Below are 23,362 nucleotides of genomic sequence, written 5' to 3'. Positions count from 1 at the left end.
CTTAACGTGCCAATTCCGCGACTCGTTTTACGGCCGCCTCAACGGCGAATTCGGGCTCACCACCTTGGCCTTTAACGGCGGCGTCCAGTTCGGAGACGAGGATGACGGCGGCGGTGATGTCATCGGCGGTCCAGCGCCTAGCTACCGGTTGGGTCATTTTCACCACATACGGGGCAAGCCCAGTTTGGCTGGCAAGTGTGTACTGGTCCCCGCGGGCGGAATACAGGCGCGCGATGGCGCCGACCTTATTGGCCAAGGCCGCAGCGATGGCAACGGGGCTGGCGCCGAGCTGGAGGGCGCGCCTGCAGGTGGAGACGGCGGCCTCGACGCGGCCGGCGACGGCGGCATCGGCAATGTCCCAGTTGGCAACCTCGGCCACGCCGACGTAATAATTGCGTACCGCTTCCTGCGTCACGTTGCCACCGGTATCGGCCACGAGCTGGGAGATGGCGGAGGCAAGCTCGCGGAGGTCGGAGCCGACGCCGTCGAGTACCGCGTGCACGACGTCCGGGGTGGGGCGAACGCCGTGGGAGGCAAACTCGCGGGTGGCCCACTGCCCCAGCTCATTGGGATAGAGCGAAAAGACCTCGTGCACCTCCGCAATCTTGCGCAGCTTCGCCACTAGCTCGGGCGCCTTCTTCTTTTTCTTCAGCGTTTTCGCGGCCACGGAATAGACCACCACCATGGTCATGCCCGGCGCAGGATTAACGCAGGCGCGCAGGATGATATCGACTACCTCTTTCCCGGCGCGTTCGCAGTCCGTGATAACGATGACGCGGTTATCGCCAAACAGCGACGGGCTGGTGGCCTCCAGGATTTCGCCCTCGGAAACCTCGGAGGCCTTGAGCGTCATCAATTCGGGACGATTGGCCTCGCCTTCGGCCGCGGCCTTGTGAATGGTGTGGCGGGCGCGTTCGGTGAGGAATTCATCGTCGCCGAGAATGAGGTGTACGGGAGGCATGTCCATCATTTTAGCGCTAGGCGGCAAACAGACCCAGACAAGCGATAACCCCCGCCAAGGTCAGCCATGGCCGGTAATACAGCAGCCCTGCGATGACCCATCCGTACGCGAGGAGCGTAAATAGCGGGTGGGCGGTGATGGTGACCACGGGCAGGCTAGCCACGCCGTGGGCGATGGTATTGATCCACCACGCTGCGGGTTCGATGAGTTTTAATAATCCCGCGGCGACGATGCTCAAGGGGCCTAGCTGCGCGGCGATGGCCGCGAGCAGCCCTACCACGGTAATGGGTGCGGTGGCGGGTGCTACCAAAACATTGGCGAGGACCGAGACGACGGATACCTCACCGGACATGAGGGCGATAAGCGGCAGGGTGAGGATATCGGCGGCAATCGCCACGGCAATAGCGCGCAGGAAGATGGCGGGCCAGCCGGTGACCGCGAGCTGCGAATAGATAAGCGGGCTTAGCATGACGATGCCGAAGGTCGCCGCGCACGATAGCGCGAAGCCAAAATGCACCGCGAGGTCCGAATCCACGAAAAGGAGGGTGAGGATGCCGAGGCTGAGCGCGTGGATGGGTTCCATGGTGGAAGAGTGCAGCACCGCGAGCAGGCCTACTACCCCGGCGACAGCCGCGCGCTGCACCGACGGTTCAAGTCCCACCAAGACGACATAGGTGGCTAGCGCGGCCAAGGACACCACCACCCTGGTGCGCGGTCCGGCGGCGCACGCGGCGCAAACGATGGCGGCGAAGGAACAGACGATGGCCACATTGGCACCGGATACAGCGCTGAGGTGCGATAGCCCGGTATCGATGTAGAGTTCGCGCTCGGCGTGACTTTGCAGGGAGGTATCGCCAAGCACCATGCCTGGGATGAGCCCCTGGCTGCTCGGGCCTACCGCCTCTAGTACGACCGCGCGGAAGTTATCGGCCACCCGTGCGGCCCAGCCGGCTAGGCCCGAAGGTGGCGCGGCGATGCTCAAGTGGGAGGCGTTGGCTATCACGTTCCCGACTCCGGGTTGGTCGGACTCGGAAAGCTGTACCGCTGCCGTGACTTGCGTTCCGGCAGGGACGCTCAGTGGCTCGGGGCTAAAGACCGGAAGCTGCGCGGGGTAGCCCGGGACATCGAGCCGGATGAGCCAGCCGCCGGTGCTCGTTTGGGTCGGCGCGGTGACCACGCGGCCGGTAATCTCGCGGCCAAAGTCAAAGGCGGCCGCACGCGCCTGTCGCACGCCTGCTACGAAGGCGGCGGCGCTGGCGAGCACGCCGCAAAAGATGGCTTGGCCCCAGTGCCGGGCGAGCAGGCATATTCCTACGACACTGCCGATGCACGCCACGGCCCACCCCTGCCCGAAAACCAGCACCGCGATGACCGCCACCCATGCGGTCAGGGCGCCGGGCAGCAGACGGAGTTCTTTCATCGCGGCGTGGCCTCTTCTGCCTACAGCTGCACGTTATCTTTGAGCTTGGCAAACTTGGCGGGACCAATCCCGCTGACCTCGAGGAGTTCCTCGACGTCCTTAAATCCCCCGCGCTCTTCACGGAAGGAGACGATGGCTTCCGCGGTGACCTCCCCTACTCCGTTGAGATCCATGAGATCGGCGGCGGTCGCGGAATTAAGGCTGACTTTATCGCCGCCGGCGGGTGCTGCGATGGGGGCATCGGCAAGCGCGGGGTCGGGCGGAGCACCTTGGGGCAGGATGTGGAGCTGCTGGCCATCGGCAAGCCGCTGCGCTTGGTTAAGCGTCATGGTCTCCGCCTCCGGCAAAGGCGTGGCGGCCGCGAGGGCATCAGCGACGCGGGCACCGGGCTCGAGGGTCTTCAGGCCAGGTGCTGCAACCTCGCCGACGACGGATACGACGATTTCGCTAGCCTCCGCGCTGGGCTCGGCGGTGGTACTGCCCATCGCCGCGGGTTCGGGCATGCCGGACTCATCCGAATTGCGGGAGCTCAGGCCCAGCCAGATAATGACGCCCACCACCACGATGATGGCTACCGCGCAGGCTTGCCAGCGGCTGATGCGCACTCGCGGGCGCGGGTAATCGACCTGGAGGAGTTCTTCCTCGCCGGTGGGTTGAGTATATTCGCGGAGTCGTTCGCTGATCTTGGGTGCCGCCATAGCCCACAGGCTAGGAAGCCGCCGCGTGCGGTGCGAGAACGTGGGCAGAGGCGCTGTGGATAAGTCGTTGTAGGAGGCAACCAAACGGGTCCTGGCGGGATAGTTATCCACAATCAGGGGCGCACAGGCCGTAGGGCTTCGCCCGTGCGTGCGAGGGCCTAGGAGCTAAATACCGCAGATACCCCAATGGCGGAGAGCCCAGCGTGCACGGCGAGCACCTCGGTTAAGGGCGTGGTGATAAAGGACGTGCCTTCTGGCAGAGTATCGCGCAAGAGGCCCTGCAGCTTGTCCGCCGCTTCGCCGGCCTGGTTGTGCTGAATGGCGATGAAGGCGGGCTCGCCGGCGGCGCGGGCGGCGATGATCTCTACCACCTTGGTAAAGGCCTTGGTTTGCGTGCGGGTTTTTCCCACCAGTTCCAGCTTGCCGTCCACGATGGACATAATCGGCTTGGTGGCTAGAAGCGCGGTGGACAACATGGCGGTGGCGGCAGACATGCGGCCCGAGCGGCGCATATCCTCGGTGGAATGCAGGTACACCCAGGTAGCCGCCCGCTCGATGCTGTCTAGCGCCGCCGCGTGGCATTCTTCCAGCGCCGCGCCGTGTGCCGCCTTAGTGGCAGCCGCCATCGCCGCCGCGCCCATGACCATGCCGGCCGAGCCGGAATCGATAACGCGCACTGTATCGGGGAAAACCCCTGCCGCGGCCACCGCCGCCGACCACGTGGACGAAAGCTCCTTGGACAGGTGGATGGCGATCACGCCATCATCCTGCGCCTTTTCCATTTCCCGGCCGTAGGCGGCGGCCAATTCGAGGGAAGACAGGCCCGAAGTGGTGCGAAGCTTTCCGCCCTTATCCTCGCTATCCATCACGTGCAGGTCAATGACGGTGATATCGAGTTCTTCAGCGATCTCTGGGGGCAGGCTGGCCGCGGAGTCAGTAATGACGCGAACGGTCACTAGGTATCTGCCCCTCCATCACCGGTGACCTCGCCACCCATATTCCAGCCGTCGAAGTACCACTGTGCGCTCGCCACCGTCTCTGGCGTGAATTCCAGGGAGGTTACGGGGGTTTCCGGGTTGAAATCCGGGCGGGCGGTCAGCTGCGACCAGTGGGTATTTTTCAGGCCGGATAAAATGCCGTACTGGCCGTGATCCAAGCCCAACAGGTGGCAGGTGAGCGCGGAAATTGCGCCACCGTGGGCGACAATGAGCACAGCACCGTCACCCCAGCCAGAAAATTCTTGCATGAGCTCGTCGATGACCGGACGAGCCCGCCGCGCCACGTCCACGCGGGACTCGCCCTCCGGCGGGGCCCAGGTAGGGTCATGGCGCCAGATGGCGCGGGCGCCGGGAAATTCCGCATCCACCTCGGCAGAGCTTTTGCCCTGCCACTGCCCCAGGTTGGTCTCGCGCAGGCGAGGGTCCGTAGAAAAGTCCAAGCCGAGTGATTCTGCCACTACCCGCGCGGTTTCCCGAGCGCGCTGCAAATCGGAGGCGACGATTTTTACCACGTCCTGATCCCGGAGCAGGCGCGCGGCGGCGCGGGCCTGTTCATATCCGACATCGGAAAGCTCAGTGTCCAAGTGGCCCTGCATGCGGCCGGAGGCATTGTAGGTGGTTTGTCCGTGGCGGATCAGAATCAGGCGGCGGCTCATGGTGGGGTTAAAGCTCCTCGTCCTCGCCAGGGGCCTTTTGCGCCAATGGCAGCTCATCAATGGAATCCACGGTGCGCGGGTTAACGCCATTAGTCCAATCGCCGGGGCGCTCGGGTGACTCAATGCCCTCAATGTCCACCAATGGGCAATCGTGGTAGAGGCGGTCAAGCCCGTAGTGCTCGCGCTGATCGGTGCGCTGCACGTGGATGACGATATTGCCATAGTCCAACAGCACCCAGCGGTTTTCGCGGTTGCCCTCGCGGCGCTGTGGCTCGAAGCCCTCGGCCGTCATTTGGTCCTCCACCTCATCCACGATGGAGCCGACCTGGCGCTCATTATCGGCAGAAGCCAGCACAAAAACCTCGGTGATGGCGAGGACATCGGAGACATCGATTGCTGCGATATTGCTAGCTAACTTGTCCTGTGCGGCATGTGCCGCGGTTGCCGCCATGCGGCGGGCGAGATCAGAAATAGACAATGTATAAAAATTCCCTTTTCGCGTCTGGTGAGGAAGTGTCTTTTAGCTGTCTATTCTTGCACGTTCGGCACAATTGTGCCCAAACTTGAACTATAAAGGTTTATCCGGCTGCGCCGAGTAGAGATTATTTTTGGTGATGTATTGCACCACTCCATCCGGAACCAGGTACCACACCGGCCGGTTTTGCGCGGCCCGCTCGCGGCAATCCGTGGAAGAAATGGCCATGGCGGGGATATCGATGAGGTTGATATCTTCCCGCGAGCCGGCCGGCAGCATGTCCGTACTCAGCTCGTAGCCCGGGCGCGTAACGCCCACGAAGTGCGCCATTTCCAACATCTCTTCCCAGTTATGCCAGCTCATGATGGACTGCAGGGAATCCGCACCGGTGATGAAGTAAAATTCGGCACCCGGAAAAAGGTCACGCAGATCGCGCAGGGTATCGATGGTATAGGTAGGGCCCTTGCGGTCAATATCCACGCGGGAGACGGTAAAACGCGGGTTGGAGGCCGTTGCCACCATGGTCATCAAATACCGGTGCTCCGCGGCGGTGACCTCGCGGGAGGCCTTCTGCCACGGTTGGCCGGTGGGTACAAAGACTACGGTATCGAGGGCAAAGCGGTGCGCCGCCTCGCTGGCGGCGACCAAGTGGCCATTGTGGATTGGATCAAAGGTGCCGCCCATGATCCCAATGCGCTGGGAATTGGTCATGGCTGGAGAGTATAGCCGCTACCCTGCTGGGGAGTTAAGCCAGCCAGCCACGGTATCGGCCACGCGGGCCTTGTCCTGTTCCACTGCCGCATCGCCCTCGCTATCGCCGAAGTACGAGGCGTGGTGGGCGGCCTTGGTGGCCAGGGCGTCTTTGGCATTGCGCAGATTGAGATCACAAACGAAGTCGCCGGCAAGGCAGTAGTCGATACGGCGATCGGCCGGCAGTGCGGCACTGTGAGGAATGAGATATCGCGGAATCGGGCCGGCCATGCCGCCGGGACGCCGCAAGGGATTGCCCAGGTAGATCGCCCCGGCGAGCTTGTCCTTGGACGCGAGGTAGCGTTCCGCGCTTGTGGCGATAATGGCTCCTTGCGAATACCCAGCGGTGATATAGCGCGGGCTGCATCCCGTTTCCTCTTCGTACTGCTCCACCACGCGCGGCGCGTTGTTCATGCCGCTGCGCAGGCTCTGCACAAAGCCAACGGTGACCTGATAAATCAGCTCGTGTAAGGGGTGTTCCAGCAGCACTCCGCCCAGGCGGCGCATCAGCTGCAGCGGGCCCAGGTTTTCGCCTTCTTGGGCCAGCGGCGGCAGGTTCATCGAGGCTGGATATGCATCTGCATCCAACGCCAGCACGTAGGCATTATCCATGGTGCCGGGGTGACGTTGTTCTACCAGGTGGAAGAGCGCTGCGAGGTTGGGACCTTCATAACCATTGGATTCCGCGCCCTGTTCCGAGTAGCGCTGCGGGCCGAAGTACTCACCGTGTTCCTCGTTTTGGTCCGAGCCGCGCGCGGCAAGGAAAACGTAATCGGGACAGGTTTCGGCCTGTGGGTGGGGCTGACCCGCCGCCGCGATAGGGGCGAGCATAGACGCGCCAAGCGCCGCCGTGGCGGCAATGGTGACGACACCAGCGGCGGCGCGAGAGCAAGAGAAAAGTCGCATATTCTTATGGGCGCACGTGACCGGTGCCTTGGAGGACCCACTTGGAAGAGGTCAGCTCCGGCAGGGCCATTGGGCCACGAGCGTGCAGCTTCTGGGTGGAAATACCGATTTCTGCACCCATGCCATAGACCTCGCCATCGGTAAAGGCAGTGGAGGCGTTGAGCATGACGGCCGCGGCATCGACCTCGTTGCCGAACTTAACCAAGACGTCCGCATCCTGGGCCGCGATGCCCTCGGTGTGGCCGGTGGTAAATTCCGCGATGTGCGCGATGGCAGCGTCGACGCCATCCACCACCTTGGCGCAGATATCCATGGACAGCGACTCTTCGCGCCAGTCCTCTTCGGTGGCCTGGACAACGTCCGTGGCACCGAAGCCCTCGAGCTCGTCTACGTCACCATGGACGGTGACGTCTGCATCTTGGAGGGCGCGGACGATGCGCAGCTTGGTGGCATCATCAAGCGCGGCATCAATAAGCACGCACTCGGTGGAGTTGCAGACCGAGGTGCGGCGGGTCTTGCCGTTGATGACCATGTCGATGGCCTTGTCCATATCGGCCGAGGCATCGATGTAGAAGTGGCAGTTGCCGGTACCGGTCTCGATGGCCGGAACAGTAGCGCCGGTAACCACGGCCTCGATGAGCTTGGCGCCGCCGCGGGGGATAACCAAATCCACCAGGCCGCGGGCGGTAATCAAGTCTTGGACGGAGTCGTGGGTCTCACACGGCAGTAGCTGGACTACCTCGCGTGGCAAATCAAACTCTGCAAGGGTGTCCTGCAGAAGCTCCACCAGCTTGGTATTGGAGTTGCGCGCGGACTTGGAACCGCGCAGCAGCGGCACATTACCGGACTTCAGGGCGAGGCCGAAAGCATCCACGGTGACGTTCGGGCGAGCCTCGTAGACCATGCCCATCACGCCGAGCGGGACGCGCACCTGCTTCATCTGGATGCCGTTATCCATGGTGCGGCCCTGCAGGATCTCGCCTACTGGGTCTTGCAGGCCAGCGACCTGACGCAGGCCATCTGCAATGCCCCCGACGCGGGCAGCGTCCAGGGTCAGGCGGTCAATGAGGGAATCGGACATGCCGCGCTCGCGGCCTGCCTCAATATCTTGCTGGTTGGCAGCAAGGATGTCATCGGTGTGGGCAATAAGATTTTCGGCTGCGCGCTGCAAGATTTCATTCTTGCGCGGCGTGGACAGCTGCGCCACGACGGGCGCAACGTCCTTAGCAGCACGGGCTTTGGACAGAACTTCTTCGCGTTCAGTGTTGCTCATGTCATACCAGAGTAACGTACCTGCCCGAGTTTTTCAGCCGCCCGTCTTTTACCTCACACTTTTCCTCAATTGTGCGGGCTACGCAGTGAAATCTCCTCCCCCTCCCTCGCCCGAAACTGCAGTAAAGCTCACAAATTCAAACCCTAATGTTTATTACCTTGAAAATGGTACTTGGGTATGTTTATTCTTTGCTTGATAGGTTTCACTGCAAAAAGGAGCATTTATGAAAAAGAACGTGGCCAAGCTGGGCCTGATGCTGACTCTGAGCGGGCTCGCTCTCACCGCCTGCAGCACGAATGACGGCGGCAACGGTTCCGACGCGGGCTCCGGTTCGGGCGACGATCAGACCATCAAGGCCGTTGCCACCACCACGCAGATCTGCGATTACCTTACCCAGATTGCCCAGGGTGGCATGACGCTGCACAAGGTGGATTCCAGCGGCAAGGAAACCACCGAGGGCGATGGCGATACCACCCTCGATCTCACCTGCCTGTTGGCGCCGAATGCCAGCGCGCACGAGCACGAGATGACCCCGCAGCAGATGAGTGCCATGGCGGATGCGGACTTCCTCTTTAAAAACGGCGTCGATCTCGAGCACTTCCTCGATAACGCCGTGGAGTCCTCCGGTTTTGACGGCGAGACCATTGTCACCGCAGGCGATGACAATTCCAAGCACAAGGTAGACCTGCGCGAGTGGCCTTTCCCCGGTGAGGACGGCGAGGAACCAGAATTCACCCACGACCCGCACGTATGGACCTCCCCCAAGAACGCCAAGATCCAGGTAGAAAACATCGTGGATGCCTTGGCCGATAAGGAGCCATCCGTAAAGGAAGTCGGCGAAAAGTACACCAAGCAGCTCGACGAGCTGGATAAATGGGTCACCGAGTCCCTGGAGACCGTCCCTGAGCAGGAACGCGTGCTCTTTTCATCGCACGATGCCTTCGGCTACTTCTCCAACGACTATGACGTGGAATTCATCGGATCCGCGCTCACGGACTTCAATAACCAGCAGGACGCTACTTCCTCGCACATCGAGGACGCAGCCAAGGAGGTCCGCGATTCCGGCGCCAAGGCTATTTTCGCGGAAAACTCCAATAACTCTAAGTCCATCGAGGCCATCGCCCGCGCCGCTGGGGTCAAGGCCATTACGGATGAAGACGCCCTGTACGGCGATTCCTTGGGCGTGCCAAATAGCGACGGTGCAACCTACATCGGCTCCATCATCCACAACGTCACCACCCTGGTAGATGCCTGGGACGGTGAAGTGGCCGATCTGCCAGAAGGCCTGGATAACGCGCAATGAGTGTACCGCTTTTAAAGCTTTCCCACGCCTCCTGCGGCTATGGCACCACCACTATCGTGGACGATGTCTCCTTGTCCATCCACGAAGGTGAGGCCATCGCGCTGCTGGGGGCTAATGGTGCTGGTAAGTCCACGCTCTTAAAGGCCATCGCTGGCCTTGCCACCCTGCGCGGCGAGCACGAGCGCACGGCGACGCTGGGATATGTTCCCCAGCACCACACCTGCGATCCCACCTTCCCCGTCACCGCCTGCCGGGTCGTGGAAATGGGCTTACTCAACAAGGCCTCGTGGTGGGAGCGTATGGGCAGCATGCGCCGCCTGCGCCCGCAGATCACCCAAGCGCTAGAGCTCGTCGGCATGGCGGAAAAGGCGAAGACGCGCTGGGACAAGCTCTCGGGCGGGCAGCGCCAACGCATATTTATCGCCCGCGCGCTCGCCGCACACCCAGACCTCGTACTCATGGACGAGCCCTTCAATGGCCTGGATCAAGATAGCAGGCAGGTGCTTTTAGGGATCATCGCCAAGCTTAAGGAAAGCGGGGTTGCCCTGCTCATTTCCACCCACGATCCCATTTTGGCGCAGCGCGCCTGCGATGCCGGAATGCTCATCGTGGACGGTCACAGCGAGGTCCTTGATACCGAGGATGCAGTCGAGCGCTACCTGGAGGCCACGTCGGTATTTCAGGGGGACATGTGACGCTTCTGCTTACTGCTCCCTTTATGCAGCGCGCGGCCCTGTTTTTGCTGTGCGTAGCCCTGACCGGCGCGGTGATCAGCGTGGTGGTCAACCTGCGCCGCATGGAATTTAGCGTTGAGGCGCTGGTCCACTCGGTATTCCCGGGCATCGTCATTGGCCTGGCCGTGGCGGGCTTTCCCGGCATCTTGCCCGGCGCCGCCATAGCTGCTGGCGTCGCAGTGCTCATTTTGGCGCGCCTTAATTCCGGCAGCGATGGCCACGATCATGAATCCGGCACCGCCGTGGTGCTGACCTTGATGTATGGCATCGGCGTGGTCATCAGCCTCGCCGTAGGGGATCGTTCCGGCCAGCTAGAGGCCCTTATGTTTGGCCGCTTGCTCGATATCACCACTGACCGCATGATCCCCTCGATCATCTTGTGCGTGGTTGCCGCCCTGCTCATCCTGGCCACCTGGCGCTCGCAAGTAGCCGTCGCCTTTGACCGCCAATCCGCGCGCGCCACCGGCATCCGCGTGGGGCTAATCGATGTCACTGCCAACGTAGCGGTGGGCCTAATCGTCGTCGCCGCGAGCTCCGCCATTGGCGTGTTGCTCGTCTTGGGTTTCGTCGTGGTACCAGGCCTGGTCGGGCGCGTCTTAGCCAGCACCCCGGTGCAGATGCTCCTGTGGGCATTGGTCGGCGCGGTGCTAGCCGTATGCGTGGGCCTGTGGCTCATGCTTTCGGTAACCTCCCACCAGATTTCCCCGCAGGCCATCGTCGCGCTGTCGCTGTCCCTAACCGTTCCGCTCGCACTTTTAGGCAGGCGCATATGGGGGTCTTAACATTGCCATTCCTCGAAGCCATCGCGGTGGGCTGCCTTTCCGGGCTGGTGGGCACGCTCATGGTGCTGGGCAACCGCGTCTTTTTTGCAGAGAGCCTTTCTCACGGCACTTTTCCCGGCGCGGTTATCGGCGTCGTCGTAGCCAATGCGCTGGGCGCCAACTTGAGCGATGGGCTCATGCTCGGCTCCGTGGCGGTCTGCATTCCGCTGGCGATTTTCATGCATTACCTGGGCAGGGTGCATGGCGTATCCTCTACCGCTGCGGCGGGCACCACGCTCACTCTGGGCTTTGCGCTGGGCATTTTGCTGCTACGTTGGTTTCAGCCGTTGCCGCTGCACGTCGATAGCTTCCTGGTGGGCTCGCTTACTACGGTTAACCACCGCGATGTCGCCGTCGCGGCCGGCTTAGTCGTTGTCAGTTTATTGGCGGTATTGGCCTGCCGGCGCCGCCTCTTCCAGGCGTATTTCGACCCCACCACGTCCCCACATAGCGGGCTTTACGATGCCCTGACGTTCGGCCTTATCTGCTTGACGATGGCCGTCGTCATCCCCGCCGTCGGCACCATCTTGTCCATCGCTTTGCTCGTGGCCCCAGCCGCGGGCCTGCGCCCGTGGGTATCGCGGCCGGAGGTGCTGCTTATCGGGGCTGGCATCATTGGCATCACCACCGCGGTCGCCGGGCTTTTTCTCGCCGCTCACTTAAGCCTTTCGGCCGGCGGCACCATCGCCATTGTGGCGGGCGTCTTTTACCTCACCAGCATGGCGGCCTATAAGGCGGTTTCCTAGCGCCTATAAGGCGGTTTCCTAGCGCGCGGCGCCATTCTGCGCCGCGCGTTAATTGTTCGAAGCAAGGCGGACTGTGATCTCGCGGGCGGCCACCTCCGCCAGCGACATCTCGCCGCCTTCGGTCTGCACCGTCAACAGGCCAGCCACGCTATCGCTGACGCACAGCTTATTGCCCAGCTCCACACCAAAGCGGTCGAGGTAGCGCAACAGGCCTGGATCCTCATCGCAGACGCGCTCCACGGTCACGGGCGCATCGAGCGGGGCGCTGGCGAGCGTGAGCGTGCCGAGATCCTCGATGCCACCGCCGACATCGGGAATGGGATCGCCGTGTGGATCGCGGTCAGGGGACCCCAGCAGCGCATCGATGCGGCCAATAAAACGATCGGAGCAGGCGTGCTCGAGGCGGTCAGCGTCCTCGTGCACCTCGTCCCAGGAATAATCCAGGGTCTCTACCAAGAAGGTTTCTAAAAGCCGGTGGCGGCGCACCATCTGCATCGCCAGCTCGCGGCCCGCAGGGCTCAATGAGACGCCCTGATAGCGCTCATGCTCCACCAGACCTTGGGCGGCGAGCTTTCTAATCGCCTCGGAGGCAGTGGGCACCTTTTGTTCCAGGCGGCCCGCCACATCCTTCAGCGCCACTGGGGCACCCCCGGAATGCTCCGATAAGTCCCACAGAACCTTGAGGTAGTCCTGGCTACGGGTAGGGAGTTCTTCTAGGTGCATGTCCACCATCTTAGTAATCGTGCTTGTGTCGTCCTGGGATAAGTGTTAAATTAATAGTAGTTCAACACGTTGAACTTTTAATTTCACTTGCCACGGACAGTGGGCGGTACGTCCTTTCTTCGGTACACACACGACGCACTCAGCCTTCGCTGTCCGTGGCTTTTGATTTTTCTAGTATCCCGCCTCCGGATCTACCTGGGTGGGCATGGACTCTCCCTTCTCCCACGCGGCGGCATTCGCATTGAAAATATCGCCCATGTGGTACTGCGCCACGTGCTTTGTCGCCCCGATGTGCGGGGTCATGGTGCAATTGGGCAGGGAGAGCAGCGGGTGGCCATCAGGAAGCGGCTCTGGGTCCACGACTTCCAAGCCAGCGCCTGCAATTTCGCCCTCGCGCAGGGCATCCACCAGATCATCGGTAACCACGGTGCTGCCGCGCCCGACGTTGATAAACAGCGCGGACGGTTTCATGGCGCGGAACTTCGCGGCATCGATTAGCCCCTCCGTTTCCTGCGTGGCGGGCAGGATGCAGAAAATAACATCGGCCTCGCCCCACACGTGCGCGGCATCAGCCATGGCCACCACCTCATCGGCGCCCTCCACGGGGCGCCCAGAGCGATTCACGGCGGTGATGTGGACCCTGAAGGGCTTGAGCAGGGCAATGAGTTGCTTGCCGATGCCCCCAGCACCCAAAATCGCTACCTTCTTCGGCCCCTGCTGGTCATAGATCCACTCCTGCGCCTCATCCAGTTCCTTAGCCACCGACCAGGTGCCGGCCTGTGTAAAGGCCTTGTGCTGGTGGGCCTGGGAGAGCAGGAGGCCCAAGGCGCATTCAGCCACCGGCTTGGCAAAGGCACCGGCGGAATTGCACCACGGCAATCCCTCAGAGGTAATCAATCCAGCATCAATGAGTTGGTTTACACCGGTAAAACAATGCTGCACCCAGCGAATATTGTCCGGCATCTCTGGGATGCGGCGCGGGCTGGGTGTGTTATTGACATAGACCTCTGCGTCTTCGAGGTTTTCTACGCGTTCGTGGCCGGCAGCGCTTAAGTCATCGACCATCGGCTGCCAGGTTTCTGGTCCCATAAAATACTTCATGGGACCAGCGTACGGCACGCGGCTAGATGCGCGAGGCGAAGTTGGAAAGGTAATCCGCGTGCACGACGGAGCGGCGCTTATCTTCTGGCAGCTCGCTCATCTGCATGCCCTTGATCGCGTTCAATTCCTCGGAATCGAAGCGGACCTCACCGCGGCCGATAACCTCGCCCTTCGGGCCCAAGATATCGATGATCTCGCCCTTGTTGAATTCACCGCGGACATCGGTAATACCCACGGCAAGCAAGGAGGTACCGCCCTTGGTCACGGCTTCCTTCGCACCCTCATCCAGGCGCACGGCTCCGCCGGTATCGGCGCAGTAGAGTGCCCAGAACTTCCAGGCCGAAAGCTGGCGTTCCTCGCGGGTGTGGAAGACGGTGCCCACGGAGGCATCGGAAAGCGCGGGGCCAATATTATCGGTGGAGGTCAACAGCACTGGAATGCCGCCGCGGGTGGCCAGGCGGGCGGCCGAGACCTTCGTGGCCATACCGCCGGTGCCAACCTTGCCGCCATCGCCTGCAACAACGCCCTTAAGATCCTTACCGGTGCGCACCTCGTCGATGAACTTCGCATCCGGCTCGGCCGGGTTCTTGTCATAGAGGCCATCAACGTCAGAGAACAGGAAGAGCGCGTCTGCGCCCACCAAATTTGCGACCAAGGCCGATAGGCGGTCGTTATCGCCAAAGTGCATCTCCGAGGTAGCAACGGCGTCGTTTTCGTTCACGATGGGAATGGTGCGCAGCTGGCGCAGGCGATCAATGGTGCGCTGCGCGTTGCGGGCGCGGTCGCGGTGCCCGGCATCGGACGCCGTAAGCAGCACCTGACCGATGGTGCGCTGGTAGCGCGCAAAGGAACGGCCCCACTCATAGGCTAGGTGAACCTGGCCCACAGACGCCGAGGCCTGCTTCGTAGCGAGGTCGGTGGGGCGCTGGTGCAGGCCGAGCGGGCCCATACCGGCAGCAACCGCACCGGAGGAAACGATGATGACATCGGAGCGTCCCATGCGTGCGTGGACAGCATCAACGATGTGATCGATCTTTTCCTGCGCCACGCGGAAATTCTCATCCGTCAGCGACGAGGAACCAATCTTTACAACGACGCGCTTGGCCTCAGCGATAGAGTTGCGCAATTCGGATTCAAACCCGGAGGCTATCGGGTTTTCATCAAGGGCTTCGGGGAACGGAGTATCAGCGGTAGGGCCATCAAACGGCTCTACGGGGAGCGGAAGAATGGGCTCTTTCTGTTGATCAGCAGACATAACTCAATAGTGTACAAAGCTTATGCCGCCCGCCCCCTTCATTGGGGCACATTTCCCCCATGTGCGCAGCATAATGCGTCTGAACTGGGGGCAATCATCCGGTGGAATTGCCCCCACTTCCCTTCACTGGAAGTTAACGACTAACCCTGCCACCGGTCACGGTTAGCGCCTTCACGGGTGATCTCTTCCTCGTCTCCGTAGTCGAGCTCATCAACCAAGCCACGCCGGGCTTGGGAAGCACGCTTGCGCTCCGCAGCCGACACGCGATTAGTGCCTTTGAGGCGGGCATCCTCGCCGCGGCTGGCCATAGTGGGATCGCCGCCGGTCATCGGCTCCCATTCGAAGGTAATGCCGCCGATGGTAACGGGACAGCCTTCCACCGCGCCCTGCTTGTGCAGCTCGTCTTCCACACCGGCCTTGGCCAGGCGGTCCGCCAAGTAGCCCACGGCCTCATCGTTTTCAAAGTCGGTCTGGGTGATCCAGCGCTCGATCTTTTCGCCTTCCACGATGAATCCGCCCTGCACTTCTGGATCCGGTCGCACGCTAAAGTCTGCGAAGCTGCCGGTGTTTTTCTTATGCGCTTGGGCCTTGGGGTGAATAACGGTATGGGAAGGATCCCGCTTCGGCTTAGGCTGTGCCTTGTGGTGCTCGGTGACCATTTCCATGAGCTTGAATTTCAGCGGGTCCAAACCCTTACGCGCTGCCGCAGAAATGATAAACACCGGCCAGCCAAACTTTTCCTTCAGGTCATCCTTGACGAACTCCGCAAGCTCTTCTGCTTCCGGCACATCGGCCTTATTCAAAATGATAACGCGCGGGCGCTCGCGCAGGTCACCCAAGCCGGTATCGCTTTCTAGCGCTTCCTGGTATTTGGCCAGCTCATTTTCCAGCGCCTCAATATCGGATTCCGGGTCGCGGCCCGGCTCGATGGATGCGGTATCAACGACGTGGGCCAGCACGGCCGTGCGCTCGATGTGGCGCAAGAAGTCTAGCCCCAAGCCTTTGCCATCGGCGGCGCCAGGGATAAGACCAGGGACATCTGCAATGGTAAAGGAGCTATCGCCCATATCCACCACACCCAAGTTGGGCTGCAGGGTGGTAAACGGGTAGTCACCAATCTTCGGCTTGGCTGCAGACAGCACAGAGATCAACGAGGACTTGCCCGCCGAAGGAAATCCCACAAGCCCCACATCCGCCATGGATTTCAGCTCGAGCACCAAATCATGAGCTTGGCCCGGCTCGCCCTGCAGCGCAAAGCCCGGTGCCTTGCGGTTCTTAGACGCCAACGCCGCGTTGCCCAAGCCGCCAAAACCGCCCTCGGCCGCGACGAAACGCGTGCCCGGCACAGTAAGATCCGCCAAGGTCTCACCCTTTTCCGTGCGCACAACCGTACCTGCGGGAACCTCCAGAATCAGGTCCTCACCGCGCGCGCCATTGCGCATATCGCCGGCACCGTTACCACCGCGCTCGGCCTTAATATGCGGGCGGTAGTGGAAGTCCATCAAGGTATGGATCTGCTCTGAGACCTCCAAAACAATGTCGCCACCGTGGCCGCCATTGCCGCCATCCGGTCCGCCCAATGGCTTGAATTTCTCGCGGTGGACAGACACACAGCCATGCCCACCGTCGCCAGCCTGTAAGTGCAAGACGACGCGGTCAATAAATCGTGCCATGATGTGCCACACCCTTCTTATTTAAATCTATTGTCTTAGCCAGTGTAATGCGTAGCCAAGCTCGGACTCCAACCCATGCCCTGCCAGCACAGTGGGAGGTAAAACGAGAAAATCCTCGAGCTGCCCTCACCCGTAGTGAAAGCTGCCCGAGGATTGACTGCTGCGGTCGTGCTTAAGCAGTAGCTTCTGCAGCAACCTCTTCAGCCGGGATGATGTTGACCATCCGACGGCCGCGCTTGATGCCGAACTTCACGGAGCCAGCAGCAAGTGCGAACAAGGTGTCATCGCCGCCGCGACCAACGTTCTCACCTGGGTGGAACTTGGTGCCGCGCTGACGCACGATGATCTCGCCGGCGTTAACCTGCTGACCACCGAAGCGCTTGACGCCGAGGCGCTTGGACTCGGAATCGCGACCGTTGCTGGAGCTGGAAGCACCCTTCTTGTGTGCCATGTCGTTTCCCTCCTTCGGGGATGATTTGCAGCCCGGTTAAGGCTTACTTGATACCGGTGATCTTCAAGGTGGTCTGAGGCTGGCGGTGACCCAAACGCCTCTTGTAACCAGTCTTGTTCTTGTACTTCAAGATATCAATCTTTGGACCTTTACCCTGTTCAACGATTTCCGCAGCAACGGAAACCTTCTCCAAGTCGGAAGCCTTGGACTTCACAGCGGCGCCATCGACGAGCAGAACCGGGGTGAGAGCCACGGCAGAGCCTGGCTCACCCTCGATCTTCTCGACCTTGACGAGGTCACCTTCAGCAACCTTGTACTGCTTGCCGCCGGTCTTGACGATCGCGTACATAGAGGGTTACCCCTTATCTAAACTCGCTCGGACACGGCATCCAGGCCGTTATCCGAATGGACACTTACATATTGCGTTCAGACCCCGCGCGAACATGTCCGCAATCACCGGGCGGCAATTGTGGGCTGATCCAGCGCCGAGAGTTCTAAACAGCGACTGTCAAAGACTACCCCGCCGCGGGTACAAAATACAAACCACGCACTTCGCACCCGCGTGGCGATGCCCTAGGAAGTAGCTCGCCGTGCTACGCGGCGCCGCCGCCGGCCCGCGTCCTTAGCACCAGTCTGCGGGGTCTCCGGCGCGTTAGTGGACGCCTTTTCCCCAGTACGTTCCTGCCGCGCGGCCGCTGCCGGCGCCCCGGTCTTTTTCACCGCGCGCTTCTTCCCGCGGCGAATGACCTTGGTTTCAGTCTGCGGAGCACTAGCCTTCTGGGAATCCTTCTCCCCTTGAACAGGTGTAGCCGTTGGGCCACCCGCATTGTGCGAGGTGGCCTTATCCCTCGGGTTCGTACGCACCACCCGGCGCTTGCCGCGACGGCCTCCCTGTACCGAGGATTTATTCTTCCCGCCACTGATATTCTCGTGACGCTGCTCCGCAGTTCGCGAGGTGTCCCCGCGCTTGTCGTCCTGCTTTACATCCTGCGCGTTTGCCCGGTGCGAGGCCCGCACATTTGCCCGGCGGGAATTTGGCTGGGTGCGAACGCTGCGACGCCGACCACGCCCGCGTGACTTGCTGCGAGGCTTTTGCTGCTCGGCGTCCTGCTGTGCCGCACCGTCACCGCGTGACTTCTCGGCGGAACCCGTGGATTCCTCTTTTTGTAGCTGGGCAAAAGCCTCTGGGCGCGGGCGATTATCGGAACGCGAATTTCCGCGCGTGCGCCGCTTCCGGCGCGGAGAAGCCTCAAACTCGGCTACTGCCTCCTCGTAGGTCTTCTCCGGGGCATCGGTAGCTACCGCCTTCTTCTCTTCAGCCGCCTGCTGGCGCTGTTTCTGCTGCTCCTGCACGCGGCGGGAAGCGGGCGAGGTCCTCGTTGCCCGGCGCGGCTTCTTGCCCCGCTGGGTGCGCTTCTTCTCCTTCGCCGGTGATTCTTGGCCATCGGACACATAGGAATTAAATTCCTGTACCTCATCGCTTTCGGCAGCGTTTTCTGCCGCAGCATAGGCGATGGCCTCGATTTCAGAGACCTCAGACTTCTTCTGCACTCGGCGGCGCTTCTTCTGCTTGTCTTCGCTGCGGCCACGGCTGCGCTCGTCACGGTGTCCGCGGGCGTTGTCGGCTCGCTTCTGTGGGGCCTTCTGTGTGGAGTCGGCGGTCTCATCGTCTACGACGACATTGGCCACGAGCTCCTCCAGCGACGGTGACTGCTCGTCCTCGCTGCTGTAGAGGGGAGCGTTGGTCTTTTGGTACTTCTGCGGCTGGTTAGCGGCCTTATGCCCCTTGTGGTGCTTCTGGCCCTTCTTCTCCGCGCGCTCGTCTTCATCGTCATGCTCGTGCATGGCCACGGCAGCCGGGTGCTGCTGGGGATCGTGGTCTGGCTTCTTGTGCGACTTGGAGGAACCGTGCGAATGCTGGCCGGAGTGGTTGTCTTCAGCTTCATCGACCGGGTACTCGTGGATGATGATGCCGCGGCCATGGCAGTGCTCACACTCGGTAGAAAAGGTCTCTACCAGGCCGGTGCCCAAGCGCTTGCGCGTCATTTGCACCAAGCCCAGGGAGGTAACCTCGGATACCTGGTGGCGCGTGCGGTCGCGACCCAGGGCCTCCTTCAGGCGGCGCAAAACCAGGTCCTGGTTTTCCGGCAAGACCATGTCAATAAAGTCCACCACGATCATGCCGCCCAGATCGCGCAGGCGCATCTGGCGCACGATTTCTTCGGCCGCCTCCAGGTTATTGCGGGTCACGGTCTCTTCCAGGTTGCCGCCGGAGCCGGTGAACTTGCCGGTGTTGACATCGATGACGGTCATGGCCTCGGTACGATCGATGACCAAGGTGCCGCCAGATGGCAGCCATACCTTGCGCGAGAGCGCCTTATGCAGCTGCTCATCAATGCGGTAGGCGGCAAAGGCATCCTGGCCGCCGTGGTCCTTGGGCTTATAGCGCACCACGCGGTCTGCAAGGTCCGGGGCCATGGATTCCACGTAGGCATTGACCGTATTAAAGGAACGCTTCCCGTCCACGATCAGGCGATGGAAGTCTTCGTTGAAGAGATCCCGGACGACCTTGATGAGCATATTCGGCTCTTCATAGAGCGTGACCGGCTTAGCACCCTTGGAGGATTTTTCCTTCTTAGCTTGGGTGGAAATATCTTCCCACCGGTTATGCAGGCGCTGCACATCTGCTGCAATGGCCTCCTCGGGAACGTTTTCGGCAGCGGTACGGATGATGGCTCCGCCATCGCCTGGCACCACGCGGCCCAAGATGTCCTTTAAGCGCTTGCGCTCCGGTGCCGGCAGCTTGCGCGAAATTCCAGCACTGCGGCCGCCTGGTACGTAGACGAGGTAGCGCCCGGCCAAGGAAATCCGGGTGGTCAGGCGCGCACCCTTGTGGCCAATCGGGTCCTTTGCCACCTGCACCAAGATTTGATCGCCGGATTTCAGGGTATTTTCAACCTTGCGGGACCGCCCGTGCAATTTGGTCTTGCGCCAGTCAATCTCGCCAGCATAAAGCACACCATTGCGGCCCTGGCCGATGTCCACGAATGCCGCCTCCATGGATGGCAAGACGTTTTGCACGCGGCCTAAGTAAATATTGCCAATGAGGGAGGCTTGGGCCTCGGTGGTAACGAAGTGCTCGACCAAGAGGTCATCTTCAAGCACGCCCACCTGCGTGACGATGCCCGCGCCGTCCTCGCGCTGCTTATCGCGCACCACCATGGTGCGTTTCACGGCCTCGCGCCGCGCCAAAAATTCCGCCTGGGACACGATGTGCTGGCGCTCGCGGCCCTTTTCGCGCAATTCTGCGCGGCGGCGCTTCTGTGCCTCGATGCGGGTGGAGCCACGGATGGCCTTGGGCTCATCGATAAGCTCCGGCTCCTTATCCGCCACATCCTTCTTGGCGTTCTCGTGCACGCCGCGCCCACGGGAGGTACCACGGCGGCCGCGGCGACGCTTGTCAGAACCCCCGCGCGACGCCTTATTGTCTACCTCGGCCTCGTCCGGCTCTGCGTCGTCGCCAGGTTCCGCCGCATCAGCGGCTTCAGCGATCGCCGCCATGTCCGCGGCCTCATCCTCACCAAGCTCGGCGGCGTCCTGCTGCTGCGGCGGCATAAACAGCGGCGCGAAGTCATACGCAGCGGAATCGTCGTCCGTCTCCGCGCGCGGGACTATGCGCGGGGCATAGTAATCATCGTCGAAGTCCTCGCCGGCCTCTGCCAGCACCTCATGCAGCTTGGCCGGATCCACGGTCCCAGTCGCTTCGCCAGCTCCGGCAGCGGCAGCGTCGGTGGCATTAGCATCGGCATCATCTTCAGCGCGCGCGGGCGCGTTCGACGGCTCAGGATCCGGCAGACGATCCGGCGCCTGCTTTACATCCGGCAGTGCGCTCTTTACCAGCGAAGCATCGACCTTTTCCTCAATCTGGGAGATTTCATTGTCCACGTTCTTGCGCACGCGGTAGCGCAGGTTCTTTTCTCCTTCCCCATCGGCAGCAGTGCTTTCAGCCGGAGCGCTATCTCCCACCGCGGCATCGGCCCGCGCCGGTTCCTTCTTTGCCGCGGGTGCGGACTTCTTCGTGGCCTTGCGGGCGCGCCGAGCCCGCTTGGTGGTTTTGGCCTTGACCTCGGGCTTTGCGTCCTCTGGGTTCTCGTCCGCGGCTGCCGACTGTCCCGCCTCCGCAGCGCCGGCGTGGCGCGCCAAAGCCGCAAAGAGGTCGCCGGCTTCCGCGCAGGTAATGGAGCTCTGCGCGGTCTTATTCAGGCCCATGTCCTTCAGCTGAGCCACCAGCTGGCGTGATGATAGGCCGAGCTTTTTGGCCAAGGCATACACGCGGGTTTTATCTTTGAGCTCGCTCGGATCTATTCGCTGGGCCAAAGCCGCAGCTGCCTGTAGGTTTTCAGTTGTTTCTTGAGAGTTCTGTGCCGCCATTAGTTGGGCTTACTCCTGTACTTCGATTGTATGGTGCGCCAGCTACTCGGGCGCAGGCACAGCCCCTAGAGGAACTGTGCCGCTGCCGCACGAATAGCCACGATAAACGCACTGCGTTAAAGCTTGTGGGGTTATGAAATTATGCGCGCGCTGCGCGTGAGTTCCATTGTGTCACAGAATCCTGGCGGAGCGAGCAGGCTGTGGGCGATGATACGTTTGAAATTATGGCAGAACTGGCACCACGTCCCGCCCGGACATTATCGCAGTACCGGCAGCGCAATGAGATTACGCCGAAAGAGGCGTGCTTATTCGGCGTTCCGGCCGGCTTTGCCCTCGGTTTTGCCCAAACGGGGGCCAGCTACATGCTGATGGGCGCAGGCGTTTTTGCGGTCTTTGCGGTCATTGGATTGGTCCACCTCATCCGCCATTATCCCCGCTCTATTGGAGCTAGTCAGGATGTCTACCTCGAGGGCGATTACCCTGCCATTGCTTATTGGGCGCCAGTAATTCCACTTGCCCTACCGCTGGCCATGGCCCCGCTATCCGCGGCTGGCTGGTTGCCGGACATTTCCCTGGCCCCACCCGTGGAAGGTATCTTAACCGGCGCGGTGTCGGCGTTCGCACTCCCGCTGGGCTTGTGGGCCATGTTTTCCCAGTCCTTCCGCATTGGCCGCCGCCGCATGCAGCGCATCGTGGCTGAAGATCCCTTAGAAGGGGTCACGGATAGTGCCATGCAGCTTGCCGATGCCCACCTCGATATCCTCACCGCCCTCGTCACCGCCGGGGCCGTCCAGGGCAATACGACCACCACTAAGGCTTTGTCCCGCCTGATGCAGGTGGAGCTAGATCCCCTGTCCGATGCGCTCCAGGAACTAAAAAAGCATGGGCTAGTGAAGGTAGAAAATATTGGCCTGCGCTCGAAAATAGAAAGCTGGCGCATCACCCTCACCCCTACTGGAGTGCGGTGCCTGTATCAACTTGGCAGACGCTAATTCGGCAGACTCGGGTCTCCTGGAAATAACTTGGGACCAATCCAGAGCATTACGTATACCAAGCCAACCAAAACCGGAATTTCAACAAGAGGCCCAATGGTACCGGCTAACGCTTGAGCAGAGGTGGCACCAAAGGTACCGATGGACACCGCGATGGCTAACTCAAAATTATTTCCCGCTGCGGTAAAGGCCACTGAGGCAGACTGTGCATAATTCATTCCGGCAGCTTTAGCTACGCCCAAAGCCAGAAAGAACATCCCGACAAAGTACAGCATCAGAGGCACCGCTACCCTAACCACCGCTATCGGCTGCTCCACGAGCTGTTCTCCCTGCAGGGAGAACAGTAAGACGATTGTGTACAGCAAACCGATCATTGCTAAAGGAGACACAGCGGGAAGGTAACGGTTTTCAAACCACTCACGGCCCTTAGTTTTCTCGGCCCATACTCGGGAGATAACCCCGAGCAAAAGCGGAATTCCTAAGAATACGAGCACCGAAGTAACAATGGACCAGAAAGAAAATTCGACAGAGGTGGTATCAAGGCCCAGCCATCCCGGCAGTATCTGCAGGTAGAACCACCCCAGGACTCCGAACATCGCAACTTGGAAAACGGAGTTGATTGCTACTAATACTGCCGTGGCTTCTCGGTCACCGCAGGATAGGTCTGACCACACCAAGACCATGGCGATGCAACGGGCAAGACCGACAATAATAAGACCCGTGCGCAACTCGGGTTGATCCGCCAAGAATAGCCAGGCCAGTGCGAACATGAATGCTGGCCCTACAAGCCAATTCAAAACGATTGACACGGTCATCAGCCGTCTGTCAGTGGCAATCTCCCGGGTCTTTTCATAGCGCACTTTAGCAAGTGGTGGATACATCATCACCAGCAGCCCTAAAGCGATTGGAAGGGAAATAGGTCAAGTCCGTTTGAGTGGTGTTTCTACCTTTCGATAGAGCATGCAGTGTGATGGTGTCAGGGGCCAGCACGTGCT

22 protein-coding genes are annotated in these 23,362 nt (G+C 61.1%); 5 read left to right on the top strand and 17 right to left on the bottom strand.

The window, feature by feature from the left end:
* Position 1: 1 nt before the first annotated feature.
* The 9 genes from holA to ABRP66_RS01410 all read right to left on the bottom strand — a co-directional run bounded on the left by holA (position 2) and on the right by ABRP66_RS01410 (position 8,137).
* The gene (gene holA, locus ABRP66_RS01450) at positions 2-970 is read right to left on the bottom strand and encodes a DNA polymerase III subunit delta (RefSeq protein ID WP_284782308.1); all 969 of its coding nucleotides are present in this window, start codon (positions 968-970) and stop codon (positions 2-4) included.
* A 7-nt stretch (positions 971-977) separates the two neighbouring features.
* On the bottom strand, positions 978-2,381 hold the full coding sequence (locus ABRP66_RS01445) for a ComEC/Rec2 family competence protein (protein ID WP_349838225.1): 1,404 nt from the start codon (positions 2,379-2,381) through the stop codon (positions 978-980).
* 20 nt (positions 2,382-2,401) lie between these two features.
* Positions 2,402-3,079 carry a ComEA family DNA-binding protein gene (locus ABRP66_RS01440; protein WP_284770233.1) on the bottom strand — a complete coding sequence of 226 codons (678 nt, stop codon included), beginning with the start codon at positions 3,077-3,079 and terminating at the stop codon, positions 2,402-2,404.
* A gap of 158 nt (positions 3,080-3,237) precedes the next feature.
* Complete coding sequence (locus ABRP66_RS01435) at positions 3,238-4,035, bottom strand: DegV family protein (protein WP_284782303.1); 798 nt, start codon at positions 4,033-4,035, stop codon at positions 3,238-3,240.
* Entirely contained in the window at positions 4,035-4,733 is a 699-nt protein-coding gene (locus ABRP66_RS01430; protein ID WP_284782302.1) for a histidine phosphatase family protein, read from the bottom strand. The genes ABRP66_RS01435 and ABRP66_RS01430 overlap by 1 nt, the downstream gene beginning before the upstream one ends.
* A 7-nt stretch (positions 4,734-4,740) precedes the next feature.
* Complete coding sequence (gene rsfS / locus ABRP66_RS01425; protein ID WP_284770301.1) at positions 4,741-5,184, bottom strand: ribosome silencing factor; 444 nt, start codon at positions 5,182-5,184, stop codon at positions 4,741-4,743.
* 117 nt (positions 5,185-5,301) lie between these two features.
* Complete coding sequence (gene nadD / locus ABRP66_RS01420; protein ID WP_284782299.1) at positions 5,302-5,919, bottom strand: nicotinate-nucleotide adenylyltransferase; 618 nt, start codon at positions 5,917-5,919, stop codon at positions 5,302-5,304.
* Between the two features lie 18 nt (positions 5,920-5,937).
* Positions 5,938-6,864 (bottom strand): cutinase family protein, encoded by a 927-nt coding sequence (locus ABRP66_RS01415; protein WP_349838224.1) that lies wholly within the window; start codon positions 6,862-6,864, stop codon positions 5,938-5,940.
* Positions 6,865-6,868: 4 nt separating this feature from the next.
* On the bottom strand, positions 6,869-8,137 hold the full coding sequence (locus tag ABRP66_RS01410) for a glutamate-5-semialdehyde dehydrogenase (protein WP_284853588.1): 1,269 nt from the start codon (positions 8,135-8,137) through the stop codon (positions 6,869-6,871).
* Between the two features lie 223 nt (positions 8,138-8,360).
* Between ABRP66_RS01410 and ABRP66_RS01405 the strand changes: the two genes are divergently transcribed.
* Genes ABRP66_RS01405 through ABRP66_RS01390 form a run of 4 tightly spaced genes read left to right on the top strand, consistent with a single transcriptional unit; the run spans position 8,361 to position 11,741 of the window.
* The gene (locus tag ABRP66_RS01405) at positions 8,361-9,440 is read left to right on the top strand and encodes a metal ABC transporter substrate-binding protein (protein ID WP_284853589.1); all 1,080 of its coding nucleotides are present in this window, start codon (positions 8,361-8,363) and stop codon (positions 9,438-9,440) included.
* Positions 9,437-10,135 carry a metal ABC transporter ATP-binding protein gene (locus ABRP66_RS01400; RefSeq protein ID WP_284853590.1) on the top strand — a complete coding sequence of 233 codons (699 nt, stop codon included), beginning with the start codon at positions 9,437-9,439 and terminating at the stop codon, positions 10,133-10,135. The genes ABRP66_RS01405 and ABRP66_RS01400 overlap by 4 nt, the downstream gene beginning before the upstream one ends.
* On the top strand, positions 10,132-10,956 hold the full coding sequence (locus tag ABRP66_RS01395; RefSeq protein ID WP_349838223.1) for a metal ABC transporter permease: 825 nt from the start codon (positions 10,132-10,134) through the stop codon (positions 10,954-10,956). Before ABRP66_RS01400 ends, ABRP66_RS01395 begins: the two co-directional genes overlap by 4 nt.
* On the top strand, positions 10,944-11,741 hold the full coding sequence (locus ABRP66_RS01390; protein WP_349838222.1) for a metal ABC transporter permease: 798 nt from the start codon (positions 10,944-10,946) through the stop codon (positions 11,739-11,741). Before ABRP66_RS01395 ends, ABRP66_RS01390 begins: the two co-directional genes overlap by 13 nt.
* A 48-nt stretch (positions 11,742-11,789) precedes the next feature.
* Here the strand turns inward: ABRP66_RS01390 and ABRP66_RS01385 are convergent, their stop codons facing one another.
* The 7 genes from ABRP66_RS01385 to ABRP66_RS01355 form a co-directional block, all read right to left on the bottom strand.
* Complete coding sequence (locus ABRP66_RS01385; protein WP_349838220.1) at positions 11,790-12,464, bottom strand: metal-dependent transcriptional regulator; 675 nt, start codon at positions 12,462-12,464, stop codon at positions 11,790-11,792.
* A 171-nt stretch (positions 12,465-12,635) separates the two neighbouring features.
* Complete coding sequence (locus ABRP66_RS01380; protein WP_284770222.1) at positions 12,636-13,565, bottom strand: D-isomer specific 2-hydroxyacid dehydrogenase family protein; 930 nt, start codon at positions 13,563-13,565, stop codon at positions 12,636-12,638.
* Between the two features lie 22 nt (positions 13,566-13,587).
* On the bottom strand, positions 13,588-14,820 hold the full coding sequence (proB, locus tag ABRP66_RS01375; RefSeq protein WP_284770221.1) for a glutamate 5-kinase: 1,233 nt from the start codon (positions 14,818-14,820) through the stop codon (positions 13,588-13,590).
* Positions 14,821-14,960: 140 nt separating this feature from the next.
* On the bottom strand, positions 14,961-16,493 hold the full coding sequence (gene obgE / locus ABRP66_RS01370) for a GTPase ObgE (protein ID WP_023023539.1): 1,533 nt from the start codon (positions 16,491-16,493) through the stop codon (positions 14,961-14,963).
* 172 nt (positions 16,494-16,665) lie between these two features.
* Entirely contained in the window at positions 16,666-16,944 is a 279-nt protein-coding gene (gene rpmA, locus ABRP66_RS01365; protein ID WP_005277951.1) for a 50S ribosomal protein L27, read from the bottom strand.
* A 43-nt stretch (positions 16,945-16,987) separates the two neighbouring features.
* Positions 16,988-17,293: a 50S ribosomal protein L21 gene (gene rplU, locus ABRP66_RS01360; protein WP_023023542.1), complete on the bottom strand. Its 306-nt coding sequence runs from the start codon at positions 17,291-17,293 to the stop codon at positions 16,988-16,990.
* Between the two features lie 224 nt (positions 17,294-17,517).
* Entirely contained in the window at positions 17,518-21,375 is a 3,858-nt protein-coding gene (locus ABRP66_RS01355) for a translation initiation factor IF-2 N-terminal domain-containing protein (RefSeq protein ID WP_349838219.1), read from the bottom strand.
* Positions 21,376-21,599: 224 nt separating this feature from the next.
* Between ABRP66_RS01355 and ABRP66_RS01350 the strand changes: the two genes are divergently transcribed.
* Entirely contained in the window at positions 21,600-22,367 is a 768-nt protein-coding gene (locus ABRP66_RS01350) for a hypothetical protein (protein WP_349838218.1), read from the top strand.
* On the opposite strand, the gene arsB is transcribed toward ABRP66_RS01350, so the two are convergent.
* On the bottom strand, positions 22,364-23,284 hold the full coding sequence (gene arsB / locus ABRP66_RS01345; RefSeq protein ID WP_349838279.1) for an ACR3 family arsenite efflux transporter: 921 nt from the start codon (positions 23,282-23,284) through the stop codon (positions 22,364-22,366). The genes ABRP66_RS01350 and arsB overlap by 4 nt on opposite strands.
* Positions 23,285-23,362 lie beyond the last annotated feature (78 nt).

The organism is Corynebacterium sp. KPL2680 (assembly GCF_040225675.1).
GTDB lineage: Bacteria > Actinomycetota > Actinomycetes > Mycobacteriales > Mycobacteriaceae > Corynebacterium > Corynebacterium rhinophilum.
Note: the sequence above shows the minus strand (reverse complement) of the source record. Positions and strands in the feature narration are given on the sequence as shown.